Source organism: Pseudomonas sp. R19M, assembly GCF_050312585.1.
Taxonomy (GTDB): Bacteria; Pseudomonadota; Gammaproteobacteria; order Pseudomonadales; family Pseudomonadaceae; genus Aquipseudomonas; species Aquipseudomonas palleroniana.
In genome coordinates this window covers 21,187-47,076 of the sequence record NZ_JBNPJV010000062.1, presented here as the reverse complement: position 1 = coordinate 47,076, position 25,890 = coordinate 21,187, and the positions used below count along the sequence as shown (strand labels likewise).

Annotated in this window: 27 protein-coding genes, 1 tRNA gene and 1 pseudogene; 17 read left to right on the top strand and 12 right to left on the bottom strand. The window is 60.2% G+C overall.

Annotated features, from left to right (window positions below; genetic code table 11):
- Positions 1–1,065, bottom strand: coding sequence for a tRNA preQ1(34) S-adenosylmethionine ribosyltransferase-isomerase QueA (queA, locus tag ACQRBT_RS12685; protein ID WP_060754329.1), 1,065 nt, complete (start codon positions 1,063–1,065; stop codon positions 1–3).
- A 108-nt stretch (positions 1,066–1,173) separates the two neighbouring features.
- Between queA and ACQRBT_RS12680 the strand changes: the two genes are divergently transcribed.
- Positions 1,174–1,258: transfer RNA gene (locus ACQRBT_RS12680), tRNA-Leu, on the top strand.
- Between the two features lie 105 nt (positions 1,259–1,363).
- Here ACQRBT_RS12680 and ACQRBT_RS12675 read toward each other — a convergent pair.
- From ACQRBT_RS12675 to ACQRBT_RS12660, 4 genes are read right to left on the bottom strand one after another with little or no spacing between them, the layout of a single operon-like run.
- Positions 1,364–1,558, bottom strand: a complete 195-nt coding sequence (locus tag ACQRBT_RS12675) for a hypothetical protein (RefSeq protein WP_412046738.1) — start codon at positions 1,556–1,558, stop codon at positions 1,364–1,366.
- Positions 1,555–3,612, bottom strand: coding sequence for an FUSC family protein (locus tag ACQRBT_RS12670; protein ID WP_412046737.1), 2,058 nt, complete (start codon positions 3,610–3,612; stop codon positions 1,555–1,557). The genes ACQRBT_RS12675 and ACQRBT_RS12670 overlap by 4 nt, the downstream gene beginning before the upstream one ends.
- Positions 3,612–4,514 (bottom strand): efflux RND transporter periplasmic adaptor subunit, encoded by a 903-nt coding sequence (locus tag ACQRBT_RS12665; protein WP_412046736.1) that lies wholly within the window; start codon positions 4,512–4,514, stop codon positions 3,612–3,614. The genes ACQRBT_RS12670 and ACQRBT_RS12665 overlap by 1 nt, the downstream gene beginning before the upstream one ends.
- A gap of 12 nt (positions 4,515–4,526) precedes the next feature.
- Positions 4,527–4,715 carry a DUF1656 domain-containing protein gene (locus ACQRBT_RS12660; protein WP_060754331.1) on the bottom strand — a complete coding sequence of 63 codons (189 nt, stop codon included), beginning with the start codon at positions 4,713–4,715 and terminating at the stop codon, positions 4,527–4,529.
- Between the two features lie 144 nt (positions 4,716–4,859).
- On the opposite strand from ACQRBT_RS12660, the gene ACQRBT_RS12655 reads away from it, so the two are divergent.
- The 3 genes from ACQRBT_RS12655 (at position 4,860) to ACQRBT_RS12645 (ending at position 6,675) form a co-directional block, all read left to right on the top strand.
- Positions 4,860–5,660, top strand: a complete 801-nt coding sequence (locus ACQRBT_RS12655; protein WP_060754332.1) for an AraC family transcriptional regulator — start codon at positions 4,860–4,862, stop codon at positions 5,658–5,660.
- A 115-nt stretch (positions 5,661–5,775) separates the two neighbouring features.
- Positions 5,776–6,156: a cupin domain-containing protein gene (locus ACQRBT_RS12650; RefSeq protein WP_161550070.1), complete on the top strand. Its 381-nt coding sequence runs from the start codon at positions 5,776–5,778 to the stop codon at positions 6,154–6,156.
- 189 nt (positions 6,157–6,345) lie between these two features.
- Positions 6,346–6,675, top strand: coding sequence for a hypothetical protein (locus tag ACQRBT_RS12645; protein WP_412046735.1), 330 nt, complete (start codon positions 6,346–6,348; stop codon positions 6,673–6,675).
- Here the strand turns inward: ACQRBT_RS12645 and ACQRBT_RS12640 are convergent.
- Entirely contained in the window at positions 6,637–7,284 is a 648-nt protein-coding gene (locus ACQRBT_RS12640) for a LysE/ArgO family amino acid transporter (protein ID WP_412046734.1), read from the bottom strand. The two genes, ACQRBT_RS12645 and ACQRBT_RS12640, sit on opposite strands and share 39 nt — an antisense overlap.
- Before the next feature lie 24 nt (positions 7,285–7,308).
- Entirely contained in the window at positions 7,309–8,115 is an 807-nt protein-coding gene (locus tag ACQRBT_RS12635) for a 2OG-Fe(II) oxygenase family protein (RefSeq protein ID WP_427851676.1), read from the bottom strand.
- A gap of 228 nt (positions 8,116–8,343) precedes the next feature.
- Between ACQRBT_RS12635 and ACQRBT_RS12630 the strand changes: the two genes are divergently transcribed.
- Positions 8,344–9,036: an NBR1-Ig-like domain-containing protein gene (locus ACQRBT_RS12630; RefSeq protein ID WP_412046732.1), complete on the top strand. Its 693-nt coding sequence runs from the start codon at positions 8,344–8,346 to the stop codon at positions 9,034–9,036.
- A gap of 8 nt (positions 9,037–9,044) precedes the next feature.
- On the opposite strand, the gene ACQRBT_RS12625 is transcribed toward ACQRBT_RS12630, so the two are convergent.
- Positions 9,045–9,680, bottom strand: coding sequence for a LysE family translocator (locus tag ACQRBT_RS12625; RefSeq protein WP_198763055.1), 636 nt, complete (start codon positions 9,678–9,680; stop codon positions 9,045–9,047).
- A gap of 260 nt (positions 9,681–9,940) precedes the next feature.
- On the opposite strand from ACQRBT_RS12625, the pseudogene ACQRBT_RS12620 reads away from it, so the two are divergent.
- The 4 genes and pseudogenes from ACQRBT_RS12620 to ACQRBT_RS12605 all read left to right on the top strand — a co-directional run.
- Positions 9,941–10,215: pseudogene (locus ACQRBT_RS12620) on the top strand (detoxification); the annotation flags it as partial.
- 49 nt (positions 10,216–10,264) lie between these two features.
- Positions 10,265–10,522, top strand: coding sequence for a colicin E3-like toxin immunity protein (locus ACQRBT_RS12615; RefSeq protein ID WP_412046731.1), 258 nt, complete (start codon positions 10,265–10,267; stop codon positions 10,520–10,522).
- A gap of 24 nt (positions 10,523–10,546) precedes the next feature.
- The gene (locus ACQRBT_RS12610; RefSeq protein WP_412046730.1) at positions 10,547–11,176 is read left to right on the top strand and encodes a DUF3916 domain-containing protein; all 630 of its coding nucleotides are present in this window, start codon (positions 10,547–10,549) and stop codon (positions 11,174–11,176) included.
- Between the two features lie 22 nt (positions 11,177–11,198).
- Positions 11,199–11,486, top strand: a complete 288-nt coding sequence (locus ACQRBT_RS12605; RefSeq protein ID WP_412046729.1) for a colicin E3-like toxin immunity protein — start codon at positions 11,199–11,201, stop codon at positions 11,484–11,486.
- Positions 11,487–11,675: 189 nt separating this feature from the next.
- On the opposite strand, the gene ACQRBT_RS12600 is transcribed toward ACQRBT_RS12605, so the two are convergent.
- Both ACQRBT_RS12600 and ACQRBT_RS12595 read right to left on the bottom strand, forming a co-directional pair.
- Complete coding sequence (locus ACQRBT_RS12600; protein ID WP_412046728.1) at positions 11,676–13,028, bottom strand: sensor histidine kinase; 1,353 nt, start codon at positions 13,026–13,028, stop codon at positions 11,676–11,678.
- Positions 13,025–13,687: a response regulator gene (locus tag ACQRBT_RS12595; protein WP_060754342.1), complete on the bottom strand. Its 663-nt coding sequence runs from the start codon at positions 13,685–13,687 to the stop codon at positions 13,025–13,027. Before ACQRBT_RS12595 ends, ACQRBT_RS12600 begins: the two co-directional genes overlap by 4 nt.
- Positions 13,688–13,834: 147 nt before the next feature.
- Here ACQRBT_RS12595 and ACQRBT_RS12590 point away from each other — a divergent pair, with 147 nt between their 5' ends.
- The 5 genes from ACQRBT_RS12590 to ACQRBT_RS12570 are packed head-to-tail and all read left to right on the top strand — an operon-like array spanning position 13,835 to position 18,606.
- Positions 13,835–14,101 (top strand): PepSY domain-containing protein, encoded by a 267-nt coding sequence (locus tag ACQRBT_RS12590; RefSeq protein WP_060754343.1) that lies wholly within the window; start codon positions 13,835–13,837, stop codon positions 14,099–14,101.
- 1 nt (position 14,102) lies between these two features.
- A complete protein-coding gene (locus ACQRBT_RS12585; RefSeq protein WP_412046727.1) occupies positions 14,103–14,648 on the top strand; it encodes a cytochrome b/b6 domain-containing protein in 546 nt (181 codons plus the stop codon).
- 20 nt (positions 14,649–14,668) lie between these two features.
- Positions 14,669–15,937 carry a sialidase family protein gene (locus ACQRBT_RS12580; RefSeq protein ID WP_412046726.1) on the top strand — a complete coding sequence of 423 codons (1,269 nt, stop codon included), beginning with the start codon at positions 14,669–14,671 and terminating at the stop codon, positions 15,935–15,937.
- Positions 15,937–16,548 (top strand): hypothetical protein, encoded by a 612-nt coding sequence (locus tag ACQRBT_RS12575; protein ID WP_412046725.1) that lies wholly within the window; start codon positions 15,937–15,939, stop codon positions 16,546–16,548. The genes ACQRBT_RS12580 and ACQRBT_RS12575 overlap by 1 nt, the downstream gene beginning before the upstream one ends.
- A 36-nt stretch (positions 16,549–16,584) precedes the next feature.
- Positions 16,585–18,606: an LTA synthase family protein gene (locus ACQRBT_RS12570; RefSeq protein ID WP_412046724.1), complete on the top strand. Its 2,022-nt coding sequence runs from the start codon at positions 16,585–16,587 to the stop codon at positions 18,604–18,606.
- Here the strand turns inward: ACQRBT_RS12570 and ACQRBT_RS12565 are convergent, their stop codons facing one another.
- On the bottom strand, positions 18,607–18,981 hold the full coding sequence (locus ACQRBT_RS12565; RefSeq protein ID WP_060754348.1) for a c-type cytochrome: 375 nt from the start codon (positions 18,979–18,981) through the stop codon (positions 18,607–18,609).
- Positions 18,982–19,147: 166 nt separating this feature from the next.
- Here ACQRBT_RS12565 and ACQRBT_RS12560 point away from each other — a divergent pair, with 166 nt between their 5' ends.
- From ACQRBT_RS12560 to ACQRBT_RS12550, 3 genes are all read left to right on the top strand, one after another.
- On the top strand, positions 19,148–19,528 hold the full coding sequence (locus ACQRBT_RS12560; RefSeq protein ID WP_060754349.1) for a response regulator: 381 nt from the start codon (positions 19,148–19,150) through the stop codon (positions 19,526–19,528).
- A 193-nt stretch (positions 19,529–19,721) separates the two neighbouring features.
- A complete protein-coding gene (locus tag ACQRBT_RS12555) occupies positions 19,722–20,336 on the top strand; it encodes a biliverdin-producing heme oxygenase (RefSeq protein WP_060754350.1) in 615 nt (204 codons plus the stop codon).
- Positions 20,333–22,576 (top strand): ATP-binding protein, encoded by a 2,244-nt coding sequence (locus ACQRBT_RS12550; protein WP_412046723.1) that lies wholly within the window; start codon positions 20,333–20,335, stop codon positions 22,574–22,576. The genes ACQRBT_RS12555 and ACQRBT_RS12550 overlap by 4 nt, the downstream gene beginning before the upstream one ends.
- On the opposite strand, the gene ACQRBT_RS12545 is transcribed toward ACQRBT_RS12550, so the two are convergent.
- Positions 22,567–25,887 carry a DEAD/DEAH box helicase gene (locus tag ACQRBT_RS12545; RefSeq protein ID WP_412046722.1) on the bottom strand — a complete coding sequence of 1,107 codons (3,321 nt, stop codon included), beginning with the start codon at positions 25,885–25,887 and terminating at the stop codon, positions 22,567–22,569. The two genes, ACQRBT_RS12550 and ACQRBT_RS12545, sit on opposite strands and share 10 nt — an antisense overlap.
- Positions 25,888–25,890 lie beyond the last annotated feature (3 nt).

The following is a 25,890-nucleotide window of genomic DNA, read 5'->3' as shown; positions in this document are numbered from 1 at the left end:
TCATGGCTGTTCCTCAGGGCCGGCTTCTCCAGGAGCAGTCGGCGCCGGGTTGCGGGTGATGAACATCGCATCACCGTAGCTGAAAAAACGGTACTCGTTGGCGATGGCGGCTTGATAAGCGGCCATGGTTTCCGGGTAACCGGCAAATGCCGACACCAGCATCAACAGCGTGGATTCCGGCAAATGAAAGTTGGTGACCAGGCAATCGACCACATGGAACGGCCGGCCTGGGTAGATAAAGATATCGGTGTCGCCGCTGAACGGCTTGAGCACGCCATCACGTGCCGCGCTCTCCAGCGACCGCACACTGGTGGTGCCCACCGCCACGACGCGCCCGCCACGGGCCTTGCAGGCGTTGACCGCATCCACCACATCCTGGCCGACTTCCAGCCACTCGCTGTGCATATGATGGTCTTCGATGTTATCCACACGCACCGGCTGAAACGTGCCGGCCCCCACGTGCAGGGTCACATAGGCGGTCTCGACGCCCTTGGCGGCAATCGCCTCCAGCAGCGGCTGGTCGAAATGCAGCCCGGCCGTGGGCGCGGCAACCGCACCCGGGCGCTGGGAGTAAACCGTCTGATAGCGCTCGCGGTCCGCGTCTTCGTCGGGGCGGTCTATATAAGGAGGCAGCGGCATGTGGCCCACGCGTTCCAGCAACGGCAACACTTCCTCGGCGAACTTGAGTTCGAACAGCGCATCATGACGCGCCACCATCTCGGCTTCGCCACCGCCATCAATCAAGATGGCCGAGCCCGGTTTCGGCGACTTGCTGGAGCGCACATGGGCCAGCACGCGATGGCTGTCCAGCACCCGCTCCACCAGAATTTCCAGCTTGCCGCCGGAAGCTTTCTGGCCAAACAGCCGCGCCGGAATCACCCGGGTATTGTTGAACACCATCAGATCGCCTGGGCGCAAATGCTCAAGCAAATCAGTGAATTGACGGTGTGCGAGGGCACCACTGACCCCGTCCAGGGTCAGCAGTCGACTGGCGCGACGCTCGGCCAAAGGGTGGCGAGCAATCAGCGAATCCGGGAGTTCAAAAGTAAAGTCAGCAACGCGCATGATGGGGTTCGTCTAGCAGGGCCGGGAAGTCTAGCGGAAATAGTGAAAATAGACCATGAAACGTGATTGACCAACGGTAATCTCATCTCTATACTTCGCCGCCATTGAGCCCTGATGGCGGAATTGGTAGACGCGGCGGATTCAAAATCCGTTTTCGAAAGGAGTGGGAGTTCGAGTCTCCCTCGGGGCACCATCTTAAAAAAAGACCTTGAAATTCAAGGTCTTTTTTTTCGTCTGCAGAAAAGTGCGCGGCCAACAAAATTGCCTTCGCCCCCCTAATCCCTCCCCACTCGCCCAGTCACCCACCACCGCTGTCACCACCTCCCTGAAATTTCGCATCCTTCGGCAAATGCCCCCCTCGATGACCACGCTCACCCCCATCCTTATTCTGCTGATGCCAGCGCGCCAACGCCTCGGCACCGCCTTCGGCCTGCGCGATCAGCGGAGCTGACACCATCAATACAAGCCCCATGCATAAAGTCAGTTTTCTCATCTCATGTCACCTACGTGGGTTGAAACGCAAATGCGGGCACCACGAACCCCATGCTTGCGCCCCTGAAGCCAGCTGCGATTGCGGGGCGCTCCGCTGGGATTGGTAGTGTTCGCGTATCGCTCTAACAACCAGGCCAGGTCCTGGTAGCACGCCGCCAAGTGATGGGCGCCGAGTCTCGTCATCGACTTCGACGCTCGTCGTGCCTGGGCCGCACCGATCGACGGGGCATGGGCGTAGCGAGAGATCCGTCGTATTCCTGCTTGTGCGCACTTGGCGATGGGGGATGCGGGGTCCACGCGGCTTGCCTTGCGCTGTAGCCGCCCCAGTTCACGGCTCAGTTGAAGCGACAGGTAACCCACCTGGTAGTCGTGCTGATTGTCCGGGCCGAGCAGATTCTTCAGGGACACCATGCGGTGCTGCTGCTTCGCCTGCCATTTACCCTGATCGATACGCTGCCCATAGCGAAGCAACAGACGCGTTTCTTTATGCAACGCGCCTTTGAGCGCCAGGATCTGTTTGTTGGCATCCTTGGGCAGGATTTGAAAGGCTAATAAGGAAATGAGCATCGCGGCGAACCAGGCGAGCGCCTGATTGGCAAATTCGGCGAAGTCGTAGTTGGCGGTCCCACCGGTGCTGACCAGCGTATTGAACGCAATCAGGTAGGCGATACCTTGAAGCGTTTGGCGAGGTTGAGTCGTGGCATGAATGCCGAACGACCAGAACATGGCAAGCGTCATGAACAGAAGCGGAAAGCCGTTGATATGCGGCAACAACAGAAACTTGCACACCGCGGCCGCCAGCACGGCATAGAGCGTGCCCCGGATGAAACCGGAGATGCCCTCGATGGGGGCTGCGGCGACGGCCAGCAAGGTGCAACACGGCCCCAGCACAGCCAGAAGCGTCGGGCCCTGGTCCCAGGCGGTCAGGTACCAGAGCCCGCCGACGGCCAGCGTGGCAAACAGCGCACGCAGGCCGTTGCGTGCCGCGTCCGGATAGTTGCGATGAAAGCCTACGTTGCGCACAGCTACATAAGCCTTGCGGTCGAGGCTTGAAAAACTTTCCAAGGCGCATGCGAAGTCCGCCAGCTGTTCCTGCGAGCGTTCCCTGTGCAACATCGAGTTGGGGTTTAGGTTACTGCCCAAGTCACCATCGCGGCCTATACGTATGCGACCTGCCTGATCCGCCGCCGTCGCGAACCCATAGGATGTGTTTGCGATGCCTTCGCCTAAATGCTGCAACGCCCTACCTGCATCGGCGAGGGCCGGCTGGATTTCCAGTTCGGGTTTGCTCAGAGGCGCATTCAGAATCGCGGCTTGAAGTTGCGCGAGGCCGACCTGAATCGCCAGCATCCTGCTGCGAATGAGCGACGACTCTCCCCAGGCTATTCCGAGCAGGTCATCGACCTTGCCGATGTCAATGGCAAGCTGACGTTGCTCCCCAGCCAATTGCGGCGATGGTTCGCCCGAGAACTGCGCCGCGAGCAGCCGGGCAGTGCGGGCGCACACGTCGGACAAGGCACGGCGGACTGTCTGCTCCGAGGTCTTGCGACTGAACAACGTGGCGATCAGGCTCAGGCTGAACACGCCCAGCACCACCGCCGTGCCGCGGGTGATGACGTGGTCAAACCCTTGCTCAGGCGCGACGAGCGCGGGCCCCAACGCCAGGCAGACGGTGTAACCAGCCACCACCGCGGCCGTGGCCCGGTAGTGTCTCAGCAGGGTCATGGCACCGACGCACAGGCCCAACCATAGGCCGATGCCGAGGATGTACAGCAACATCTGCTGGGCGAATAAACCTGTCAGCACTAGGGCGGCGATCATGCCCACCAGCGTACCAATGGCCCGGTTCAAGCCCTTGCCTACTACCGCACCCTGAGTGGGGTGCACCAACAGCAAGACAGTCGATGCGCCAGAGAACGGCGAATCCAGGTGCAAATAGAAGCCGAGCCATAGGGCCAGCCCCGCCGCCGTGATGCTGCGCAGCACGTAGCCGAAGCTAGCGGACGTATAAGGGCGGGGGATCGCGCCCATCAGTCGTATCAGGTGACGGGTCATCACATGAACGCCTGCAACCAGCGAGTGAGCCGCCAGCGAGGTTCGGTCTCCATCACCTCGACACTGGCCGTCATGCCTGCGGCCAGTTCGACGCCGTCGGGCACTTTGTCCAACTCAATACGCACCGGCACGCGTTGCGCCAGCCGTATCCAACTGAAGGTTGGACTCACCTGCGGCAGGCCGCTGTCGCTGCGCAGCTCATTGCCATCGGCGATGCCTCGGCCCATGCTCGCCACGTGCCCGTCGAGCAGCGGGGCGAACCCCATCAACTTGATCGAAACCGGCGCCCCCAGGTGGATGCCCGGCAGTTTGGTCTCTTCAAAATAGCCGGTGACCCAGAAACTACGGCTGTCGACCACAAAAACGTTGGTGTTGCCGGCCACCGCATAATCACCGGGTTGCAGGCGAAGCTGGGTCACGTAGCCATTCACCGGGGAGCGGATGACAGTGCGCTCAAGGTCGAGCCGGGCCTGGGCTAACTGGCTGTGTGCTACATCCAAGCGCGCCTTGGCTACCGCCATAGCCCGCGCCGCGTTGTCGATCTCTTCACGGGCAATCGCATCAGCCAGACGTGTCCGCCGCTTGAACTGGTCGCTGCGTTGTTCGAAGACGCTGCGGGCCTCCGCCAGCTCAGCCGTGCGTTGCTGCTCCGCCAAACGGTAGGCACGCGAGTCTATGCGGTACAACAGGTCACCTGCGCTGACCCATTGGTTGTCGCCCACCAGCAACTGCTCGACCTGGCCGGACACCTCCGGCGCGATGCGGATCACTTGGGCGCTGACCCGTCCATCCCGGGTCCAGGGTGCCAGGACGTAAGCTCGCCAAAGCTGCATGCAAAACAGCAGCGCCAGTACGCCGAGCGACAGGGTTAACACGGTCTTTAAAATCTTGACGATAGACATACATGGCCTCCCTCAGCAGTTCACGATCAAGGCCGAAACGACGATGAGTGAGACGAAAAAACGCGCCAGCGTCGGATGCCAGGCCCAATCCAGCCAGCGCCGGAAAACCCGCTCGAGAAGTCGGTAAGCAAGGGTCGATACGCCCAGGTAGATCAAGAAGGGAGGGACATAGAGATTGGCGATGGAAACTTCGCTAAGCATGCGTGCACCGGCAGTCGGAGGGTCGTCGCGTTTAGGGGCCGTCTCGCTCTGGCCTTGTTGAAAGCATAAGCAACGAGCATTTGTGCCGATATTGATTACACTGCCAAAATATAATCAAATCCAGCCAAACCTCGGACACCTCTCATGGCCGACATCCATCGCTATCACGTTGACCATTTTGAACTTGACGCGCTCTCACAACCTGCCGTGGCGTTGATGCTGGAAACCCAACGTAACGACAGCGAATCCGTCGAGCATAAACACCGCAAAGGCCAACTGGTGGTGGCGTACCATGGCGGTATCGTGTGCACCGTGGAGGACGGTGTGTGGATGGTGCCCTCCGGGTTCGGCGTATGGATTCCCGGCGGTGTCGCCCACAGCAACCGGGTGACCGCGAATGGGCAGGTATGCTTTCTATTTGTGGAGCCGGGCGCCGCCTCTATGCCGGAACACTGTTGCACGCTCGCGCTATCGTCGCTGATCCTGGAACTGATTCGCCACCTGAGTGGCCTGGTGCAGAACTACCAAGGCCACTGCGCCACCGCCCGTCTGGCCGGTGTGCTGCTCGAACAACTGGAGCAGGCCCCTTCGGAACAGCTCTACTTACCCCTACCTGCTTCCCACCAATTACGTGCGATCGCTCGTGGCCTGGCGCAAGATCCTTCAAACCGCGCCACCGTGGCCGAGTGGGCACGACATGTGGCAATGAGCGAACGCTCGCTGGCACGCTTGATCAAGGGTGAAACTGGTCTGACCTTCGGTCAATGGCGCAAGCAATGGCAGATCATCGTCGCACTGCAGAGCCTGGCAGAAGGACAATCGGTGCAACAAACCGCCGAAACGCTGGGTTATGAATCGGTGAGCTCGTTCATCGCGATGTTCCGCAAGACACTAGGTAACCCGCCGGCGCGGTACGTGCGCGGTACGGCGGCGCGCAAATATTGATTTGAGTGCTCTTTAGCGTGATCTCCCCCCGCCCTCCCCAACTTGCAGGATCGTTCAAGCCCTCCTGCCCCCTCCCTCGCTAACCTGACAGTCCTCACCCACCCGAGCACCCGTCATGGCCCACCCACACCATCCCACACACCCCATAAACCTCACCCAAAAAGCCTCCCTCATCGACCAACAATGGAGCCCCCGCGTCGTCGCCGAGATGAACGACTACCAATTCAAAGTCGTACGCATCGAAGGCGAATTCATCTGGCACTCCCACCCCGAAACCGACGAGGCTTTCCTGGTGCTGGAAGGTACGCTGCGTATCGACCTGCCAGACGGCCCGGTGTATGTGGCGCCGGGCGAGTTGTATGTGGTGCCGCGTGGCGTCGAGCATCGGACGGCTGCCGAAGGGGAAGCCAAGCTGATGATGATCGAGCCACGGGGGATCTTGAATACCGGGCATGAGGGGGGTGACCGTACCGCGGTGAATGATCTGTGGATCTGAGGGTCGGCATTTGTCTTGAGGTCGCAGGCCGTCTCAAACCGTTGATCTTGCGTCTGCCCGAAGCGAACAGATGCAGGTCTTCAATGGTTTACGGGTGCGCGAGCCAGGCGGTTCGCGGCATTGGGGTCTTTTTTTTCCGGTGCGGAACAGTGATCATCGCCCTCCCCCAAAGCCCTAGGAACCAAGACCATGGAGTTGACGCTGGAAGCGGTTGCGCTGTTTGCACTGAAGCTGGTGCACGAGACGGACGGCGGCAGCCCGCTTCTGCGGGATGACCCAGCGATGGGCGGGTATGAGCGGGAGGTGTTTGGGTTGCTGGTGCGGCAGGGGAACCTGGCGGCTATTCAATCCAAAATAGCGGAGTGTATCGATCAGGCACTTGAGGCATTGGGCGGTGCCGACACGGTTATGGGCCGCGAATTGCAGCGGTTAGCGGCGGATGTGCAAAACGTAGATCGGCTGGATGAACTGCGCGAGCCGCTAACGACCCTCAAGCATTACTTGAAAGATATCCAGTGAATCGCTTACCAGCATTGCGGCGAGATACACCATCAACACCGCCACCCCTGCATCCAGCCAGCGCCATACCACCGGCGCCCGAAATAGTTTGGTTAACCGCTGACATCCCAACGCCAAGAGTACAAACCACAACAACGAAGCGGTCATGGCGCCCATTGCAAAGAATGCTTGTTGGTTCGTGGGCTTGGCTGCGCCGATGGAGCCGATCAACACGACTGTATCGAGCCACGCGTAGGGGTTGGCGAAACCCAGAACGACTGCTGTGCCCAATAGACCGCCTTGCGAGTAGTCGCCCTGGGTGTTTGGCATGGATTGATCACGCAGGCACGCCAACAGGCGCTGGCCGCCGAACCAAAGTAGGTAAGCGGCGCCGCAGAGCAGCAACAGCACTACCAGTGCTGGCCGACTTTGCAAAAGCGAACCTAACCCAGTGATGCCCAGAGCGATCAGCAGAATATCGGCCAATACGCAAATTGCGACCACGCCCCAGACAGGACCACGGCTGACACCTTGGCGGATGACCAAGGTGTCTTTGGGGCCGGGGGCAGCGAACAAACCGATCCCCAAGAGTAGGCCTTCAAGGTAGAGAGCATTGAAATAGGGAACCATGAAGTGTCCGTGCCCTTGAGGAGTTTAAAGGAGCTGAATAGGCTGATTACCGAAACCCATGTGCCGAGCGTTTAAGGCACGACTCAAGTCGATTGGCTGCCTGCGGAAAAAACTGGTTAACACCTGCTCCGGGGTCGGGTTGGCAAAGTAAATCAAAGAGCTTCTGGCCACCGGCCTCTCAGGTGCCAGGACCGCGTGATAGGCCGCAGGAATTGCGTGATCAGAAAGCTCAGTCAATAAAGACCCCGCCAGCACAGCAATCTCATTTTCCAAAAGACGCACGGGTTCAAGCGAGCCCCCTTTCACCAAGACCAGCCCTTCACGGCTGGGCTTGATAAACGACAGCATATGACCATCTTCATGGGGGTCCTGGGCAAATCGACGTTCAATGTTTGCAGACTGAGCGGTGTAAACACATAACTGCACATAAGACGCCGCACGAAATGGGGCGAGTGGTGGCACTCCAAACTCACTGCAGATGCCGTCCATCAACTCTTGAGCCAGCTCACTGATCTGGCGTTCAAAAACATCCACAGCCGCAAAAAATCCGCTCCGGGTGAATTCAAAACCTAAGCGTTTCGACGCATGTGCAGGCCAATAACAGAATCGCTCACAGAGGTCAGGATGGTCCTCGACACTTGAATACTCAGCACCGAATGGAAAAAAGCCATCCGTATCCTGACCGAAGGAAAATGATGCTTTGGTGGCTTGGGATATTGCTGAATATCCATCAACGATTTGTTTGTAGTCCTGCAGCATGGCTTCAGGTATTTGCAAGGTGCCGAAGCCTGATCGAGCAATGGAAGCGCAGCACGTTTTTATTTGAGTCATCGCTATATCCAAAGGTAGATGTAAAGGAATGCAACAAACACTAGGTTCGCAAGCATGCGAGAAACCACGACACTGGATATAACGAACCAAAAAGGGACCCATCCATGTCCTTCCCAACGCCAGCAGGCCGTAAGTGTGCATTGCGCACTACCTGCCATGGCGATCAGGTTGTCTTTTTTGGCGAACAACGTGACGGCCTTTCCAAGGGCTAGGGACTAGCAATCGAATATGAGCATACGAACGCGCGATACCCTTCGATCTCTCGTTGTACGGCGCAGCCGAGAGTTGGGTAAATCAATGACGATATTGGCCAAGGAAGCGGGCATTTCCCGAACCTATCTGTATGGCTTGGCCGGCGGCGCCTCTCAGGATCCTTCGGTACGCACCCTGATCAAACTCGCCAAAGCGCTCAGGGTGTCACCGCTGCTGCTGTTCCGTTACTTCGCCGACCTGGCAGGCGCGCCCGTCGATACTTATTCAATGGCGAGCACCAACCGCGCCATCGGCCTGCACGACCCCAGCGATATAGCCGTCTTCAATGCAGACGTCAGCACACCCGACCAAGCCGTGGTGCTGCCCGGCGAGATCTTTCAGAAAACCTGGGAAATCCAGAACCTCGGCACCCGCCCCTGGCGCGACCGGCGATTGGTACGAGTGGACGGCGAATACGTCATCGCTCGGCGCACCGCCACGGGTACGCCATTGGAAGTGGTGATGGACACACACCTGCGCAGCCTGAACAACGAAATCCCCATCGCCGAGACACTCCCCGGGCAGCCGGTGCACCTCACCGTGGAGTTCGCCGCGCCCAAGGAGACCTGCACGGTCACGTCCATCTGGCGGATCGAAGATGAACAGGGGAAGCCCTGCTATGGTCCGGCGTTCATCCTGCATGTGATCGTCAACGTCATGGCGCGCTGACCTGCGACCTACCGCCGCCCTTCCACCGCCATCCGCACTGCCAGCCCCATCAACACTGAGCCCATCATCCAGCGCTGCACCACCTGCCATCCCGGCCGGGTGACGAAAAACACCGCGATGGAACCCGCCATGGTGGCAATCACGGCGTTGACGCTCACGCTGATCATGATTTGCGTAAAGCCCAGCACCAGTGATTGCATCAGCACACTGCCGTGGCCGTTCGGGTCGATGAACTGCGGCAGCAGCGACAGATACATCACCGCCACCTTGGGATTCAACAGGTTGGTCACCAGGCCCATGGTGAACAGCTTGCGCGGGCTGTCCTGGGGCAAGTCGCGCACCTGGAACGGCGAGCGCCCACCGGGCCTGACCGCTTGCCAGGCCATATAAGCCAGATACAACGCACCGCCGAAACGCAGCGCGTCATAAGCAAACGGCACCGCCATGACCAACGCCGTGATCCCCAACGCCGCGCACACCATATAAACCAGAAAACCCAACGCCACGCCGCCCAGGGAAATCAACCCGGCGGTGCGGCCCTGGCAGATCGAGCGGGAAATGAGGTAAATCATATTCGGACCGGGCGTGAGCACCATACCGAGTGAGATCAGCGCATAGGCCAGCCAGTTGGACATTTCAGGCATTGTTGGGCTCCTGGATTGTTATTCGGCCGGCGTAAAATTCTTGGCCTACGGTGCGGTGTTGGCCACCATGGTAGGGCGTCCAAAAGCAGGCTGTTAGATACAGATCTGCGAGCAAAACGTCATACAGGCGCGGGTGTTTGTTGCAGTACCCGCTCAAGCATCAGTCCACTTTTCCCACATCAACCACCGGATTAAGCCGACATCAGCCTCTGAGCTCCCCCTCTTAGGCTCACTCCCTCGCACAAGGAAGTGAGCCGGTCATGTCAGAGCGCTTTTACCCACCCACCGAAGAACAGCTACTCAAACATCGGATTTTGATCCCGCAGCCATCGCGTGTGCCGTACTCGCCGGCTGTTGATTTTTTCGCGCCGCCCCCTGCCCCGGCTCCCACGCTAGCCAAGCTTCCTGGCTGCGTTTTCATCAAGCCTTGCCAACTGCCTGCGGCGTCACCCATTACTTCAACCCCACGGGTTACATCCCGTTGGAGCTGATTAAGGATGTAGATGCGTTCAGCCACGTAACCGGCGAGCAGCTAAAAGGGCCGAAGAAAAAACGAAACATCAAAAAATACCTATGAGGGCTACATGGGACTGAAAGTGAGATTGGAATGGTTCGACAGAACCACAGAGTTGCTGCGCGGAACGCAGAATTCGGCGGATTTGGGAGATGACTACTCCGTGATTTCCAAGCAGGGGCTGTCGGCAGTCGAAGACGTTAATAACGGAATGTTTGAACTACGCAGCGAGTGGCAATCAGTGATACAGGCTCACTTCGCTCATGAAATTGCCCTGTCAGAAAGCGATTACTTCATCGCTTTTGATTACGAAGATGCGAACGAATAACACACATCTGGAGAATTCAGCTTCATGCGCAGGCTGTCACTGACAAACAAAAAACTTCGCAACATCCCCCGGCACCTCAGAGCCCTGACGCGCTGGGCAGACGGCTACGAAGGCTGCTTTTACGACCCCTTACCGTCGCCCCCCGACTACGTGGACCTGAAAATTCCCGTTATCGAAAACCTTGTTGAAGGTCATCAAACCACGCCGGAGATTCTGACGCATTGCGCTCAACAGTTGATCAAGGTTGCAGGCCACTTGATCGAAGCACGGTCAGACGATGACCCTGAGTGCTGGATCGTCGCCTGCATCATGGTCCCGGACATGTTCTCAAGCCGAGTCTGTGTCTACACCGATAAAGCCCGCTATCTCGGCCACACCCAACCTTTCGATTACGAGTACTTCCGTCAAACCCGCATCACGGACCGAAGCCTTGCCCGCGAATGGGGATTGGTCGTTCCGCCAGGGCTCCACGAAGTTGGCTTTCACTTTACCCACGAGAACGAAAACGCAGAGGTTTTCGAGTCAGAGCATTGGTACTTCGGCGAAGTCAGCACGACCGATGAAGACCCTGGCGCAGAGCGCTGGAAGTATCAAACCTTCAGATCCTTCCAAGCGCAGCATCCGCATTTGTTCGCTCCGTTCAAACTGGCGTAATTAGCGGCAGAGAGCTTTCCAAATGACGATGAAAATCAGATTGCGTTGGTACGAAAAGCACAGCAATGACTTGAAGGTGGATGAGTACTCAGCGGAAATTGCAGATCCAGACAGTGTCTTTGAAGCGTTGGATCTAGCCGAAAAAACCGCGATATATGCCGACGTATTCAACGTTCTGCCTAGCTGGATAATGATTATTCAGCCGCATTTCCAGCACATGATTGAACCCGACCGACTCGACTACCAAATCTCCTTCCGCTACCAAGGCGCCTGGCCACCGCCGCCAAAGCAACCCAAGAAGGTGTCTTGATGCAATGAAACCCACACCGCAAAAGCCCGCCTTCTAGCGCTCACCGGACTCTTAATATCAAACGCCAGTTGCACACTCCATGAAGGACAGCGATACGAGCATCGGGGCCTGCCAGGCATACCGAGGTGATCCCATCGCAGCCTCGCTGGGGCTCGGCAGCTCCCACAGGGGATCGGAGGTGCGGCCGCTTCAGGTGTTCTCAAATACCAACCGCGCGCACAACCCGCCCCGCTCGCGGTTATGCAGCGCCAGCCGGCAGCCGATCTTGCCGACGATCATCTGCACAATCGCCAACCCCAACCCCGCGCCATTGGCATTGCCTCGGCTGTAAAACCGCTCGAAAAGGCGCTCCATCTGCGCCTCGTCAATCCCCGGGCCCTGGTCTTTCACGCTCAGGCAATGGCTGCCGATCACGACTTTCACTTCGCTGCCCGCCGGGGAGAAGTTGAGGGCGTTGGTGACCAGGTTCTGGAACGCAATGGCCAGCGCCACCGGCTCGGTGGCGACCCAGCAAGCCTCATTGCCTTCGAGCACCAGGTCCACGCCTTTTTCCAGGGCCAGCGGGGTCAACTCGGCGAGTTCTTCGCGTACCAGTTCGGTCAGTTGCACCCGTTCACATACGGGGTTGTTCAGTTGCGGTTCGATGCGTGCCATGGTCAGCAGCTGGCTACCGATGCGGGTGGCGCGGTCGACGCCGTTGACCAGAAACTCCAATGCCTCGCGCCGTTGTTCTTCAGTGACGGCGCTCTGCGCGTTCTGGGCGTGAATGCGCAGGATCGCCAGCGGCGTGCGCAGTTCGTGGGCGGCGTCGGCGATGAAACGGCGTTCACGGTCCAGCAGTTCATCCACTTGGACCAACAGGCGGTTGAGCGCGGTTTGCATGGGTTCCAGGTCGCCAGGCAAGGGCTTGAGGTGCAAGGGTTGCAAGGTCTCGGCGGTTCGCCCACGGATGGACAGGGCCATGCGGCGCAATGGTTTGAAGCCCCAGCCAATCACCAGCCAGATCAACAGCGCCAGCAGCGGTACGCCGATCAGCGTGGGCCAGAGGGTGTGGCGCACAATGCGCTGGATCAGGTCCTGGCGGACGTCATCGCGCTCGCCCACCCAGATCAACAGGCCCTGCTGCGGGTCGGCCAGGAGGAAGGCGCACCAGTCGTTGCCGCTGTCCATCAGGTCGTGGGAACCGAGGGTCGCGGGCGGCGCCGCCAGCACGGGGGCTTCGGCGGAGCGCACGAGCAATTCACCCGCGCTGTTCCAGACCTGGAACGTCAGACGGGTTTCATAGGGGTGGGCCACGCCATCCTCGCCTACTCGGCTCATGGCCTGGTCAAACGCCTGGTACAGCCGGTCCCAATCCGCTTCGCCGGGGTCACGCTGGCGCAACACGCCTTGCAGCAGGCGCGCACTCTGGGCGAGTTGAGCGTCGTAGACTTCTTCGATTTCGTGGTGGCTGTCACGCAGCACCAACCAGCTGATCAGGGCGTCACCCGCCAGGATCAGTAGCAACACAGGGACGAGGATGCGCGCGCGCAGCGAGGTCATGGTTTGAGCGCCAGTACATAGCCAACACCGCGCACGGTGCGGATCAGCTCGGTGGATAACTTTTTGCGCAGGTTGTGGATCAACACTTCCAAGGTATTGCTCTCGACCCGATCCTGCCAGCCATACAGCGCACGGGACAGGCGTTCGCGAGTCACCACCTTGCCGGGGCGCACCATCAGTTGGTGCAGCAGTTGGTATTCCATCGGGGTGACGATGATGTCGGCGTCCTGGTAGCGCACCTGCTGGGTCGCCGGGTCGAGGCTGATGCCCGCGTGCTCGAGCATCGGTTGCGCACGCCCCTGGCTGCGGCGCAACAGAGCGCGCACGCGGGCTTTGAGTTCTTCGACATCGAAGGGTTTGATCAGGTAGTCATCCGCGCCGGCATCCAGCCCGGCGATGCGCTCGGCGGTGCCGTCGCGGGCGGTGAGGATCAGCACCGGGATATCGTGCTGCGCGGCACGCAATTGCTGCAACAGGTCGAGACCATCGAGGCGCGGCAAGCCGAGGTCGAGCAGCAACAGGTCGAAGCTCTCCGTGCGCAGGGCATGCAGGGCCGCGAGGCCATCGTGCAGCCAATCGAGGGTGTAGCCTTCGGCGCCCAACGCCACGCGAATGCCCTGGCCGAGGGCACGATCATCTTCGACGAGAAGTAGGCGCATAGCGAAATCTCTGTAGGAAACGGCCGCATCATGCCGGGTTCTGGCCCTGGCTATTTCGGCAAAGATGTTACGGCGCATTGCCAACTAAGGTTGCGCTAAGGTTGGTTTTGCACTGTGAGACCTCCCACATTTGCTGAGAGCTTTTCCATGCGCAAAATTCTCCTGCTGTCCCTGATTCTTGCCAGCCCGCTGGCCGTCGCCGGCCCGCAGTGCACCACCGCCGAGCGTTCACAGTGGCAAGACGAAAAAGCCTTCCAGGACAAGCTCAAGGCCGACGGCTACACGATCAGCAAATTCAAAGTCACCGACGGCAATTGCTACGAGATCTACGGCTTCGACAAGGACAAGCGCAAGGTCGAGATCTACCACGACCCGGTCACCGGCAAAGCCGTGAAGACTGAGATCAAGGGCTGATATGCCGGGCGACTCCCTGCGTCTGTGGGACCCGCTGGTCAGGCTGTTTCATCTGTCGATCGCCGGGGTCTTCATCGCCAACTACGCCTTGAATGAGGCGGGCGATACCTGGCATGTCTGGCTGGGCTACTACGCCATGGCCTGGCTGCTGGTGCGCACCGTGTGGGGGTTCGTCGGGCCGCGCAGCGCACGCTGGGCAGACTTCTGGCCCACGCCAAAACGGCTGAAGGCCCACGTGCGCTCCCTGCTTGACCGCAACCCGCAACATCGCTTGGGCCATTCGCCGCTGGGTGCGCTGGTGATGGTGTTGATGCTGACGGCCCTGCTGACACTGGGTGTCAGCGGTTTCCTGATGCAGGAAGTGGACGCGCTATGGGGCGCCGACTGGCCGCTGCAAGTCCACGCGAGCGCCGCCAATGTGCTGCTGGCGCTGGTGTGCGTGCATGTGCTGGCCGCCGTATTTGAAAGTATCCAGGTGAAGGACAACCTGCCGTTATCCATGCTCACCGGCCGCAGGAAGCGCTTGCCGGATGAACGTGCGCAGTAATCTTTTCCGACAGGTTCTCTATGCGCTCCGCCTTAATCATCTGCAGCCTGCTCGCGGTATTTTTCGCCGCTTGGCAAAGCCATCCGCCGCATACCCTGGCGCCATTTGCCCAAGCCGGCCCGAGCGATACGCCAGCCGCCACGACGCCGCACTACACCAGCCGTTTTGTGTCCTCGCAGCTCACCGACTTTGTGCACTCCTCTTCCGTGACGGCCCTGCCCGGCGGTGATCTGATGGCGGTGTGGTTTGCCGGCTCTCGCGAAGGCGCCGCCGATGTGCAGGTGCGCACTGCGCGGTTTGATGCGCGTAGCGGCGAATGGGGCGCCGAGCAGGTATTGGCCACGCGTGAAAGCACCCGCGATGGCACCCAGCGCTACATTCGCAAGTTGGGCAACCCGGTGATCGCGCTGGGTCCGGATCAACGCCTGTGGATGTTTTATGTGTCGGTGTCGGTCGGTGGTTGGGCCACCAGCGCGATCAACGTGATGGTCTCGCAGGATCTGGGCGCGAACTGGTCGGCGCCTCGCCAACTGGTAACCTCGCCCTTCTTCAACATCAGCACGCTGGTGCGTGCCGCACCGGTGTTTCACGCCGACGGCTCCATCGGCCTGCCGGTTTACCACGAGTTCATGGGCAAGTTTGCCGAGTACTTGTACTTGAGCGCCGACGGTGCAGTGATCGATAAATTCCGCATCAGTCGCGGCAAGCACTCCCTGCAACCGACCATCGTGCCGCAGGATGGCCAACGCGCCGTGGCGATGCTGCGTTATGCCGGTGACACCCATCACCGGGTCCTGGCCAGCCGCACCGAAGATGCCGGGCAAACCTGGAGCGAACCCTACCCACTGACCCCCGCCAACCCCAATTCGTCGCTGGCAGCCGTCGCCACCCAGGACGAGGGCCTGCTGGTGGCCCTCAACGACCTGCAAGACGGTCGCTTCAAACTCAGCCTCTACGGCACCGACGCCCGCCTCAGCCAGTGGCGCAGCGTGATCGAGTTGGACCAGTCGCCTGACCCGCAGGGCCAACCGTTCGCCCCCGAGGTGTACAAAGAAATCATCGGCGAAGGCTTTCGCGCCTCCAGCGGGGCCCGGCGCCTGCCGCTGGCACAACGTTTCCTGAGCAACCTGGACTACCGCGTGTGCAAGCCGCGTGGCTGTGAATTCGAATATGAATACCCCTACTTCAGCCGCAGCCCGGACGGCATGTACCACTTGGTGTACTCCTGGAATAACACCTTTATCAAACACGTCAGCTTCAACGAAGCCTGGCTCGCGGAGCGTCTGTGATGATGTCGTTGTGGCAAGCCCATTTGAGTTTTGTGCTGCTGGGCTTTGTGCTCTCCAGCACGCTGGGATTCACCCGGCGATGGAGGCCATGGTTGTTGCCGATGTGGGCAGGGCTCAGCTTCATTCCCGTGCATGAACTGCCGCTGGCTGCCTACGTGCGCAGCTTCACCGATGACTTGGCCATCAGCACCCTGGTGTTGCTGGCGTGGGTCGCGCTCTGCCGTTTGGGGCTGCTGCAAGCGCTTGAGCCCAGGCATCAACTGCAACTGCTGATGCTGTTCGGTGGGCTGAGCCTGCTGCTGTATCCGGCCACGCTGGGGCTGACGTATGTCGACCCTTACCGTTGGGGTTTCAACCCGCGCCCGATGATCGTGATGGTGGCAGCTGCCGCGTTGTTACTGGTGTGGCTACGCAATGCCCTTTGCGTCTGGATGCTGGCGCTGGGCACCCTGGCATTCGCCTTGCGGCTCAAGGCTTCGGAGAACTACTGGGATTATCTGGTCGATCCGCTGTTGGCGGGTTACTGCCTGGTCGCGGGTCTATCGCAACTCAAACTGTGGGAGCGGGCTTGCTCGCGATGGCGTCGGCACGGCCAGAGCCGCTTTGGCTGATACACGCTGCATCGATTCAAAAAATGAGGACGAAACATGGGTGCGTTGCAATCACGCCGCCTGCGCTACGGCGTGGGTGCGATCGGGTTGGTGTTTGTGTTGCTGGCGGCACTGCGACTGGTGTTTGTGGTGGGCTTTTCGGGCCTGGATGTCAACACGCCAGGGCTGCTGGAAACCCTGGGCATCGGCCTGCGGTTCGACCTGCGCCTGGCGGTGTTGATCCTGTTGCCACTGGCCGTGCTGGCCTGGCTGCCACGCTGGAACCTCACCACGCTGCCGGCCCTGCGCTGGCTGGCACGCGGCTATCTGGTGCTGGTATTGGCGGTGGTCGGCCTGGTGTACATCATCGATTTCGGCCACTACGCCTACTTGGGGACACGCATCAACGCGACCGTGCTTCGTTACCTGCAAGACGCGCAGATTTCTCAACAGATGGTGTGGGAAACCTACCCGGTGCTGTGGATAACGGCCTGTTGGCTGAGCGCCGTGGGGCTGTGGGTGTGGGCGCTGGTCTGCCTGGAACGACTGACCCTGGACCGCAAAGCCCAGCCCATCGGCAAACTGGCGCTGGCCCCTGTCTCAGTGACCGGCGTCATCGCGGTACTGCTGGCCCTGCTCGGCCGCGTGGCTAACCTCAACCTGGAAAACCCGGTGCCCCTGCGCTGGAGCGACGCCTTCTTTTCCGGCAACAGCCAGGTGGCTGCGGTGGGCCTGAACCCGGTGCTGTTTTTGTACGACACGCTCAAGGTCGGCCAGGCGCAATTCGACGAGGCCAAGGTGCGCGAGCTGTACCCGCAAGTCGCCCACTACCTGGGCGTAGACCAACCCAATGCCGAGCGCTTGAACTTTACCCGCGAACAGGCCGTACAGCCCTATCGCCTGGCCGGCGAGCGGGCGCCCAACGTGATCTTTGTGATGCTCGAATCCCTCGGCACCAGCGCCGTGGGTGCCTACGGTAACCCGCTGAACCCCACGCCGAACCTGGACAAACTGGCGACGCAAAGCTGGTTGTTCAAACACTTCTATGTGCCCGTCACCGGCACGGCGAAAACCGTTTGGGCGAGCATCACAGGCGTGCCCGACGTAACCCGCCGGGAGACCGCCACCCGCAACCCGTTGATCACTCGCCAACACACGTTGATCAACGCGTTCGAGGGTTACCAGAAGTTCTACATGATCGGCGGCAACGCCGGTTGGGCGAATATCAACGCCCTGATCCGCCAGAGCATCGACGGCGTGCAACTGTTTGAGGAAAGCCACTGGCGCTCGCCACGCGTGGACGTGTGGGGTATTTCCGACCTGGATTTGTTCAAGGAAAGCGATCGGCTGCTAAGCGCTGTTCCCAAGAACCAGGCGTTCTTCGCCTACCTGCAAACCTCCGGCAACCACCGTCCCTTCACCATTCCTGAGCAAAACGATGGTTTCCAGGTAAACGATGTCACGCTGGAGCAAGCCCAGGCGGCCGGTTCACGCAGCGTCGAGCAATACCAGGCGGTGCGGCTGCTGGACTACAACATCGGCCGCCTGATGGAAATCGCCAAGGCCGGCGGCTGGTACGACAACAGTATTTTTGTGTTCTTCGGCGACCACAACACGCGCATCAGCCAGATCCCGCATATGGCCCCGGCTTTCGAGCAATTGGGCCTGGAAAGCAACAACGTGCCGTTGCTGATCCACGCGCCCGGCCTTGCGCCTCGCGTGATCGAAGAAGCGGTGGGCCTGGCCGACCTGCTGCCCAGCGTGGCCGGCCTGGCGGGCGTGCCGTTTACCAATGGCGCAATGGGCCGAGATATCCAGCAACCGGCGCCGGAAGGCGAACGCATGGTGCCGTTGGTACTGCAGGAAGGTACATTCCCGATTATTGGCGGGGTCACCCAGCGCTTCCTCCTGCAAATGCAGCACGACGGTAGTTCACCCACCTTGCATGACTTGGCCTCGCCGACGCCTCGCGAAGACGTCGCCCAGCAACATCCCGAAGCGTTCCAGCGTTTACAGGCGCTGACACGGGGGCTGCATGAAAGTGCGCGGCTGATGCTGTTCAGGAATGTGCGCGAGTAATCACTTGGGCTGGAAGGTTTCCAGGTACGCCAGGATGTCCTGGATTTTTTGCGGGTCACTGATACCCCAGAAAATCATGCGCGTACCACTGACCACTTTCTTCGGCGCCTCGATATAGGCGGCGAGTTTGTCGCGGGTCCAGACCACGCCGGAGTTTTTCATCGCATCGGAGTACTGATAGTCCGTAGTGGTGCCGGCGGGCCTGTCGATGATGCCGTTGAGCTGCGGGCCGAAACCACCCCGCGCGCCCTCGCCGATGCTGTGGCAGCCGCCGCAGGTCTTGGTGAAGAGCTTGCCGCCCGCCTCGGCATCCCCGGCAGCGAAGGCCGGGCCGGTGGTGAGCATCAGGGCACAGGTCAATAAGGCGTACTTCATGGGCGACTCCACATCAGGTGTAGCGGGCGATTATGCCTGTTTGTCAGTGGGCCATGCCTTGAGGCGTGCGCGCCGATGACCACTCATCGTTTTGGATAGCCTGGATCGAACCTATTCGAGCCGGTCCCACTCCATCTAGTTGTTATCAGCGGGTGAAGTAAAAATCATGGCTCAGCCAGCAATTTTAGTGTTGGAAGACGACGAAATCATTCGGGCGTTGATGGTGGATGTACTGGAAGATTTCGGTGCACAGGTGACGTCGTTTCCGTCGGCTGATGAAGGCATGATTTATCTGGAACGCGGCGATGCCCCGGTCGACCTGATTGTCAGCGATATCCAGATGCCGGGTTTACTCAACGGGTACGACTTGAGCAAAGTCGTGGCCCATCGCTGGCCCTATGTGCCGGTGGTGCTGACCTCCGGCAATACTCGGTTGGCGGCTGAGTTGGGCAAGTCGGTGAGGTTCCTGCCTAAACCGTGGAGCGTCGAGCATTTGCTTGATTGCGTGCAAACGGAGCTGACGCGGCAAGGTTTTTCGATGCATTAATAGCACCACGCTATCATTTTCAGTGAACTTCACGGTACGTGCCAAGGTCGTTAGTGAAGCTAGGAGCGATTTTTCTGATCCGCCGGTCAGTGTTTTCGCCTTTCGCGCAGAACCCGGCCATGAGTTGTGTAGAATCGTCGCCCATTTCCACGCGTCATTCATGGCCGACAGGCCCACAGTTCGAGCTTATTGAATGCATTCACAGGCCCATGACGTCAGTGCGCCCTCGTTGCTGGAAGCGTTGCGCACAGGCACCGGCTTGTTGCATGTCGCGTTGGAAAAGCGCTTGCCGTTTTTTTCCGAACACTTGGACGCGCAGTGGTATCAGCGCTTGCTCCAGGCGTATTACGGATTTTATGCACCTATGGAAGTCAGCCTGTACGCAAGCGGCCTGATCCCCGCAGGCTTTGACCCGGCACAGCGTGTGAAAACCCCGACACTGGTGAACGACCTGAAAGCCCTCGGCCTGGATGACGAAGCCATAGCGGCCTTGCCCTACTGCCGCCAACTGCCGACCTTCGACACACCCGCCGCGTGCCTGGGCGCCCTCTACGTGCTGGAAGGCGCGACGCTCGGAGGCCAGGTATTGCGCCGGGAAATGGCCCAGCGCCTGGCGGTGAATGCCGACAACGGTGGCGCATTTCTTAACGTCTACGGCGCCGAAACCGGTCGACGCTGGAAAGACTTTCTCGATTACCTGGGTTGCCTGCCACTGGACGCTGACGCCAAAGCGCGCGCGGTCATTGCTGCCCGCTCGACATTCAGCGGCTTTGAGCAATGGCTCGAACGCCAGGAGGTACTGCTATGAAACCCGATGATTTTGAAGAACTGCTGGCCAACTGCGCAGACGAACCGATCCGCTTCCCCGGCGCCATCCAGCCCCACGGCGTACTGCTGACCCTGTCGGAGCCGGGCCTGGATATCATCCAGGTCAGTGCCAACGTCAGCAGCCTGTTTGGTCACGCGCCGGAGTCACTGCTGGGCCAGCCGTTGCACACATTGATCGGGATGGACCACGCCCAGGCCGTGCAATCGATAGCCGAGCACAATACGTTTTTCGACGCGCCGACGCTGCACGTCACCTTCAATGGCGAGCCCTTCGAAGGGTTGCTGCATCGCCACCAGAATGTACTGGTGCTGGAATTCGAACCGCGGCTGGAGCACTTCAAGCCGCGCGCGCTGAATGGCCGCACCAGTGACCTGGGCAAGATGCTCAAACGCCTGCAATCGGCGAAAACCCTGCAGGCGCTGTACGAAATCAGCGTGGCCGAAATCCAGGCCATGACCGGTTACGACCGCGTACTGATCTATCGTTTCGAAGAAGAAGGCCATGGCCAGGTGATCGCCGAAGCCTCGGCACCGTCGATGGAGCTGTTCAACGGGCTGTTCTTCCCGGCGTCCGACATTCCGGAACAGGCCCGCGAACTGTACCGCACCAACTGGCTGCGTATTATCCCGAATGCGGCCTACGAGCCAGTGCCCTTGGTGCCCAAGTTGCGCCCGGACACCGGCCAGCCGCTGGATTTGAGTTTCGCCACCCTGCGCAGCGTGTCGCCGATTCATTGCCAGTACATGCAAAACATGGGCGTGCTGTCGTCCATGAGCATTTCGCTGATGAAGGGCGACAAGCTTTGGGGGCTGATCAGTTGCGGCAATCGCGAGCCGTTGCTGGTGCCCAACGAACTGCGTAGCGCCTGCCAGACCATCGGCCAGGTGTTGTCACTGCAGATCAGCGCGATGGAAGCGTTGGAACTGAACCGGCAGCGCGAAGAAAAAATCGACGCCTTGGCCACCCTCGACAAAGCCATGAAAGCCTGCGACGGCAACGTGTTCGACGGCCTGGCCCAGCAAGGCCAAGTGCTGATGGACCTGACGCTGTCCGGTGGTGTGGCGATCATCGAAGACAGGCAACTGCACCGTTTCGGCAATTGCCCGGAACCGGCGCAGATCCGAGCGCTGCATAAATGGCTGCAAGACAGCGGCGAAGCGGTTTTCTCCAGCCATAACCTGGTGTCGGTCTACCCTCCAGCCGCAGCGTTTCAACAGGTCGCCAGTGGGGTATTGGCCATGAGCCTGCCGAAGCCTGTGGATAACGGCGTGTTGTGGTTCCGCCCGGAGGTCATCGAGAACGTCAACTGGAGCGGCGATCCGAACAAGCCCCTCGACCTGGAAAGCTCTGACGCCGGCTTGCGCCTTCGCCCGCGTACGTCCTTTGAAATCTGGAAGGTGGAAATGGCCGGTATCTCCACCAAATGGAGCCATGGCGACCACTTTGCCGCCAATGACCTGCGCCGCTCGGCCCTGGAAAACGACCTGGCCCGCCAGGTTTTGCGTGAACAACAGGCCGTACGCGCGCGTGATGAGCTGGTGGCGGTGGTCTCCCACGACCTGCGTAACCCGATGACCGTCATCTCGATGCTCTGCGGCATCATGCAAAACGCCTTCAGCTCCGATGGCCCGCACACGTCACGGCGGATTTCGTCGGCCATCGACACCATGCAACAAGCCGCCGGACGTATGAATACGTTGCTGGATGACCTGCTCGACACCTCGAAAATCGAGGCGGGGCGTTACGTGGTCAAGCCGGTGGCGCTGGATGTCAGCCAGATGTTCGAGGAAGCCTATGCCCTGCTGTCCCCACTGGCGATGGAGAAAGGTATCGACCTGTCGTTCAACGCCGAGCCGGGACTTCGGATCAACGCTGACCCGGAGCGGCTGTTCCAGGTCCTGTCGAACCTGATCGGCAACGCCATCAAGTTCACCCCGCGCCAGGGCAATATCGGTATCAGCGCCATGAGCCATGGCGAAGAGATCGTGTTTTCGGTACGCGACTCCGGCGAGGGCATCGAACCCGAGCAATTGCCTCACGTCTTCGACCGTTACTGGACCAAGACCGAAAACAACCCCACCGGCACTGGCCTGGGGCTGTATATCAGCCAAGGGATCGTGCAGGCTCACGGCGGCAAGATCGTTGCTGAAAGTGAGGTGGGGCGTGGCAGTGAGTTCCGCTTTACGGTGCCACGCCTCCACGACAACGCTCAGGCCTGACCCAAGCGGTCGGGCGACGCTTGTGCCCGCCCGCTCTTGTTAAGGATGCCGAACGCATTACGCGTGAGCCGGGCCAGCGCATGTTCGCCACGCGCGGCCAGGGAGAAGTGTTCCAACTCTCCCCACAGCTCAATGTCACCCACCAGGTAGACCCGATGCCTGGCGCGGGTCAGCGCCACATTCAGCAGGTTGGGTTTGGAGGCGGCCCATTGCGCGCCTCCCGCGTGGTCCCTGTCCGCGCCCAGGATCATGAACACCGTGTCCTGCTCTTTGCCCTGAAACGTATGCACCGTGCCGACGTTACGCTTGAGCCACTCTTTAAGGTCCGTGCGCCGGGGCTCGGCCCCCGCCCATTTGACTTGCATCAGGTGCTGGCGCAACGCCTGGCGCACGGCCTTGAAGGGCGACACCACATACAATCCGGGCAACGCCTGGTCACGCTGGAACAGGCACACGATCACCTTCGCCATGAATTCAACCTGCTCGTACACCACTTGTTTGCGGGTCACGTTGCCGCGGATGTCGACCCAGCCGCTGGGCAGGTCGATCAGCGGCGCGTCCGGAGCGTTTCGCTGAGCATGGCCCAAGACCATTTTGTCGTCATAAGCCATGCGATTGGCCAGGGAAAACATCGGGTCATAGCAACGCCGGTGCACGCGCAACGGGCTGCCAATCCAGAGACGCTGCCCCATCATCGGCGCATAGGTGCCAAAACGGCTGGCTTGATCCGCCAGGCGTTGCACCGACACCTGATGGGGCGCATAGCTGTCGTCCTGGGTAAACGGTGACAGTTGCCCCAAGGCCGTGATCAGTTGCCGTGGCAGGGTAAACACCGGTTCAATTTGCAGCGGGTCGCCTACCACCACACAACGTCGGGCTCGCCATAGCGCACCGACCGCCGCCTGGGGCACCGCCTGCCCGGCTTCGTCGATAAACACCCACCCCAGCGCGTCGCTTTGCAAGCCTCGAAACTGATTGGCAAAGGAGGCAAACGTGGTGGACACCACCGGCACAATCATGAACAGGTTTTGCCAGATAGGCAGTACGTGGCCGGCGTCTTCCGGCTGCTTGTTGTTCAGCAGGTTGGAGATGGCCCATAGATTGGAGCGCATGCGGTTTTTGGGCTGCCCGGCCTCATGCAACCAGGCTTGCTGCAATTGCAGGGCAGCCGCGAACAACGCCGAGCGCAGTCGAGCGAACTGAGCGTCATGCCACAGACCGTTGATCTGAAACTGCGGCAACTCCAAGTCAGCCAGGGCGGCAGGCAGCACAGGAACACCCAGGCGTTGCTCAAGTACCGCACGCTCTGCGGTTTTGGTTTCCCAGTCGCGAGACCTTTGCGCCAGGCTGCGCTCACCGGCTTGCCGTTGAGCGTCAAGCTTCGCGAGCTGGCTGGAAAGGCTCACCGCTTCGCTTTTGAGCGCTCTGAGACGAGCATGCGATTCGAGCTGCAACTTGGCATTTTCAGCGCATTGGCCCATGTAGGTCTTGGCAGACTGGGTGCGCCACAACCGCGCCCACCAACCAGGCGAGGTGCGATCGATCAGTCGTTGCTGTTCGACGAGCAACAGGCACTCCTGCCCCTCCACGTGCTGCAGGCGCAGATTCTCGCGTACAGCCGCGTCAGCAGCCTCCACGCCCGCTCGCAATTGCGTATGAGCTTGCTGCGCCTGCGCCACGTAGCTGGCCTGGGTACCATCGCCCAGCTCTTCGAGCAATTGCGCCAGGCGCTCGCGCTCAGCCAGTGCGGCGCTGACGGCCTTGTCGGCCAGGCTGAAAGCGGCGCGAGCCTCAGCAAAACGGGTCGGCTGCGCCTGATCGAACCACTTCCAGAGGGTCTGCGGCCGCTCGGTTTTATCGGACTCGAATTCGTTGAAAAACAGCCCTTCGCGAAAGCGTCGCCGATTACCGGCGTTGCCCAATGCACAGCTGACAAGGCCCCAGGGAACGTCCCGGCCCTTGGGGAAAACCGGGCCGGATTTTTTGACTTTCACGGCCAGGTTATGGGCCACCGGTTGCAGGTAACCGACCGATTGCCAGGCAGCGTCCAGGGCGCTGCGCTTGGTCAAGTCCACCGAGATGTTTTCCACCGCGGCATTATTCGACGATGCCACGACCATCTCGAAACCGGTCAGGGCCTCGATCAAGGGCCACACCTTGCGCTGTTCATCCATGAAACGAACAGTCAGCGGCTGCGTACTGAACGCATCATTGACGCTCGACAGGCCCGACAGCACCCGCGCACGGCGCACGATGTTGTCGGCAAACAGATCTCGCAACAGTGTCGTCTTGCCGGTACCCGGCGGCCCGTTGACCGCAAACAAGCCGCTGTACTGCAAGTCTGCGCCGGCTTGATTGAGCGCGAACTGTTGCATCAGGCTCATCGGGTGTTCGGCGTTGCCCAACCAGTGGCCGATGCTCAAATGGCGCGGCCGCAGCCGTTGGTACAACAGCTCGCGCCCGGCGTTGGAATACAGGTCCAGGCGTTGATCGTCGGCAAGCGGGGTCAGGTACTGCCGCAGGGCGGCGGGCACGTTGCCTGTCCGCACACTGTGCATCGCCCGCTCGAGATCGCCGATGTAAAAGCTGTTGAGGATGTCGAGGTCGTCGACAGGGTCATCCTCATCCTCCTCCTCTTCTTCCTGGAGTGTTGCGGGCTCCTGATCGCTTGCATCATCAGGCGCCTGGGTGGTCCTGGCCTTGGTCTTGACCTCAAGTACGGCCAGCGGCTGGTCAGCCCCTGGGTAAAAACCCGCCCACTGGCACAGGGTCTGGTGCAGCGAAAGCACTTCACTCGCCGTCAGCGGGCCGCTGGCATTATCCACACGGGTGGCGAAGAAGTTGTTGAACCGGTTGACCAAGTCGTCGCGGGCAGACTCGAACTCGGCGGCTCCCAGCGCTCCCAACCCGTGGGACAACGCCTGGCCCAAGGCCCAAGGTGCGGTAGAAATGGAGATGGAGCCGGCGAGGGGGCAACCGGACTTATCCAGGCTGATCCTGGCAAAACAGGTCTGCCCCTCAAGGTCGGCACGCGCCTCTTCCTCGAAGCGCGCGGCGGCACTCAACGGTGCGGGAACCGGTACTAACTTCTCACACAGCGAGAGCACTGCAGACTTGTCGAACACGCCCAGGAAGAGGCTGTAGCTGATGATCTCCTGATCAACAGGGACATCCATGCGATTCCACTGGGTAGAGCCGGCGTCGAGACAGGCTTGCGGCAAGATCACCTTAGATTGCCAGTCCTCCAACTCATCCAGGCGCTGATCCAGGCCATAGGGCACAAAAAATTCGACCTTGTGCCAATAATCCAATAT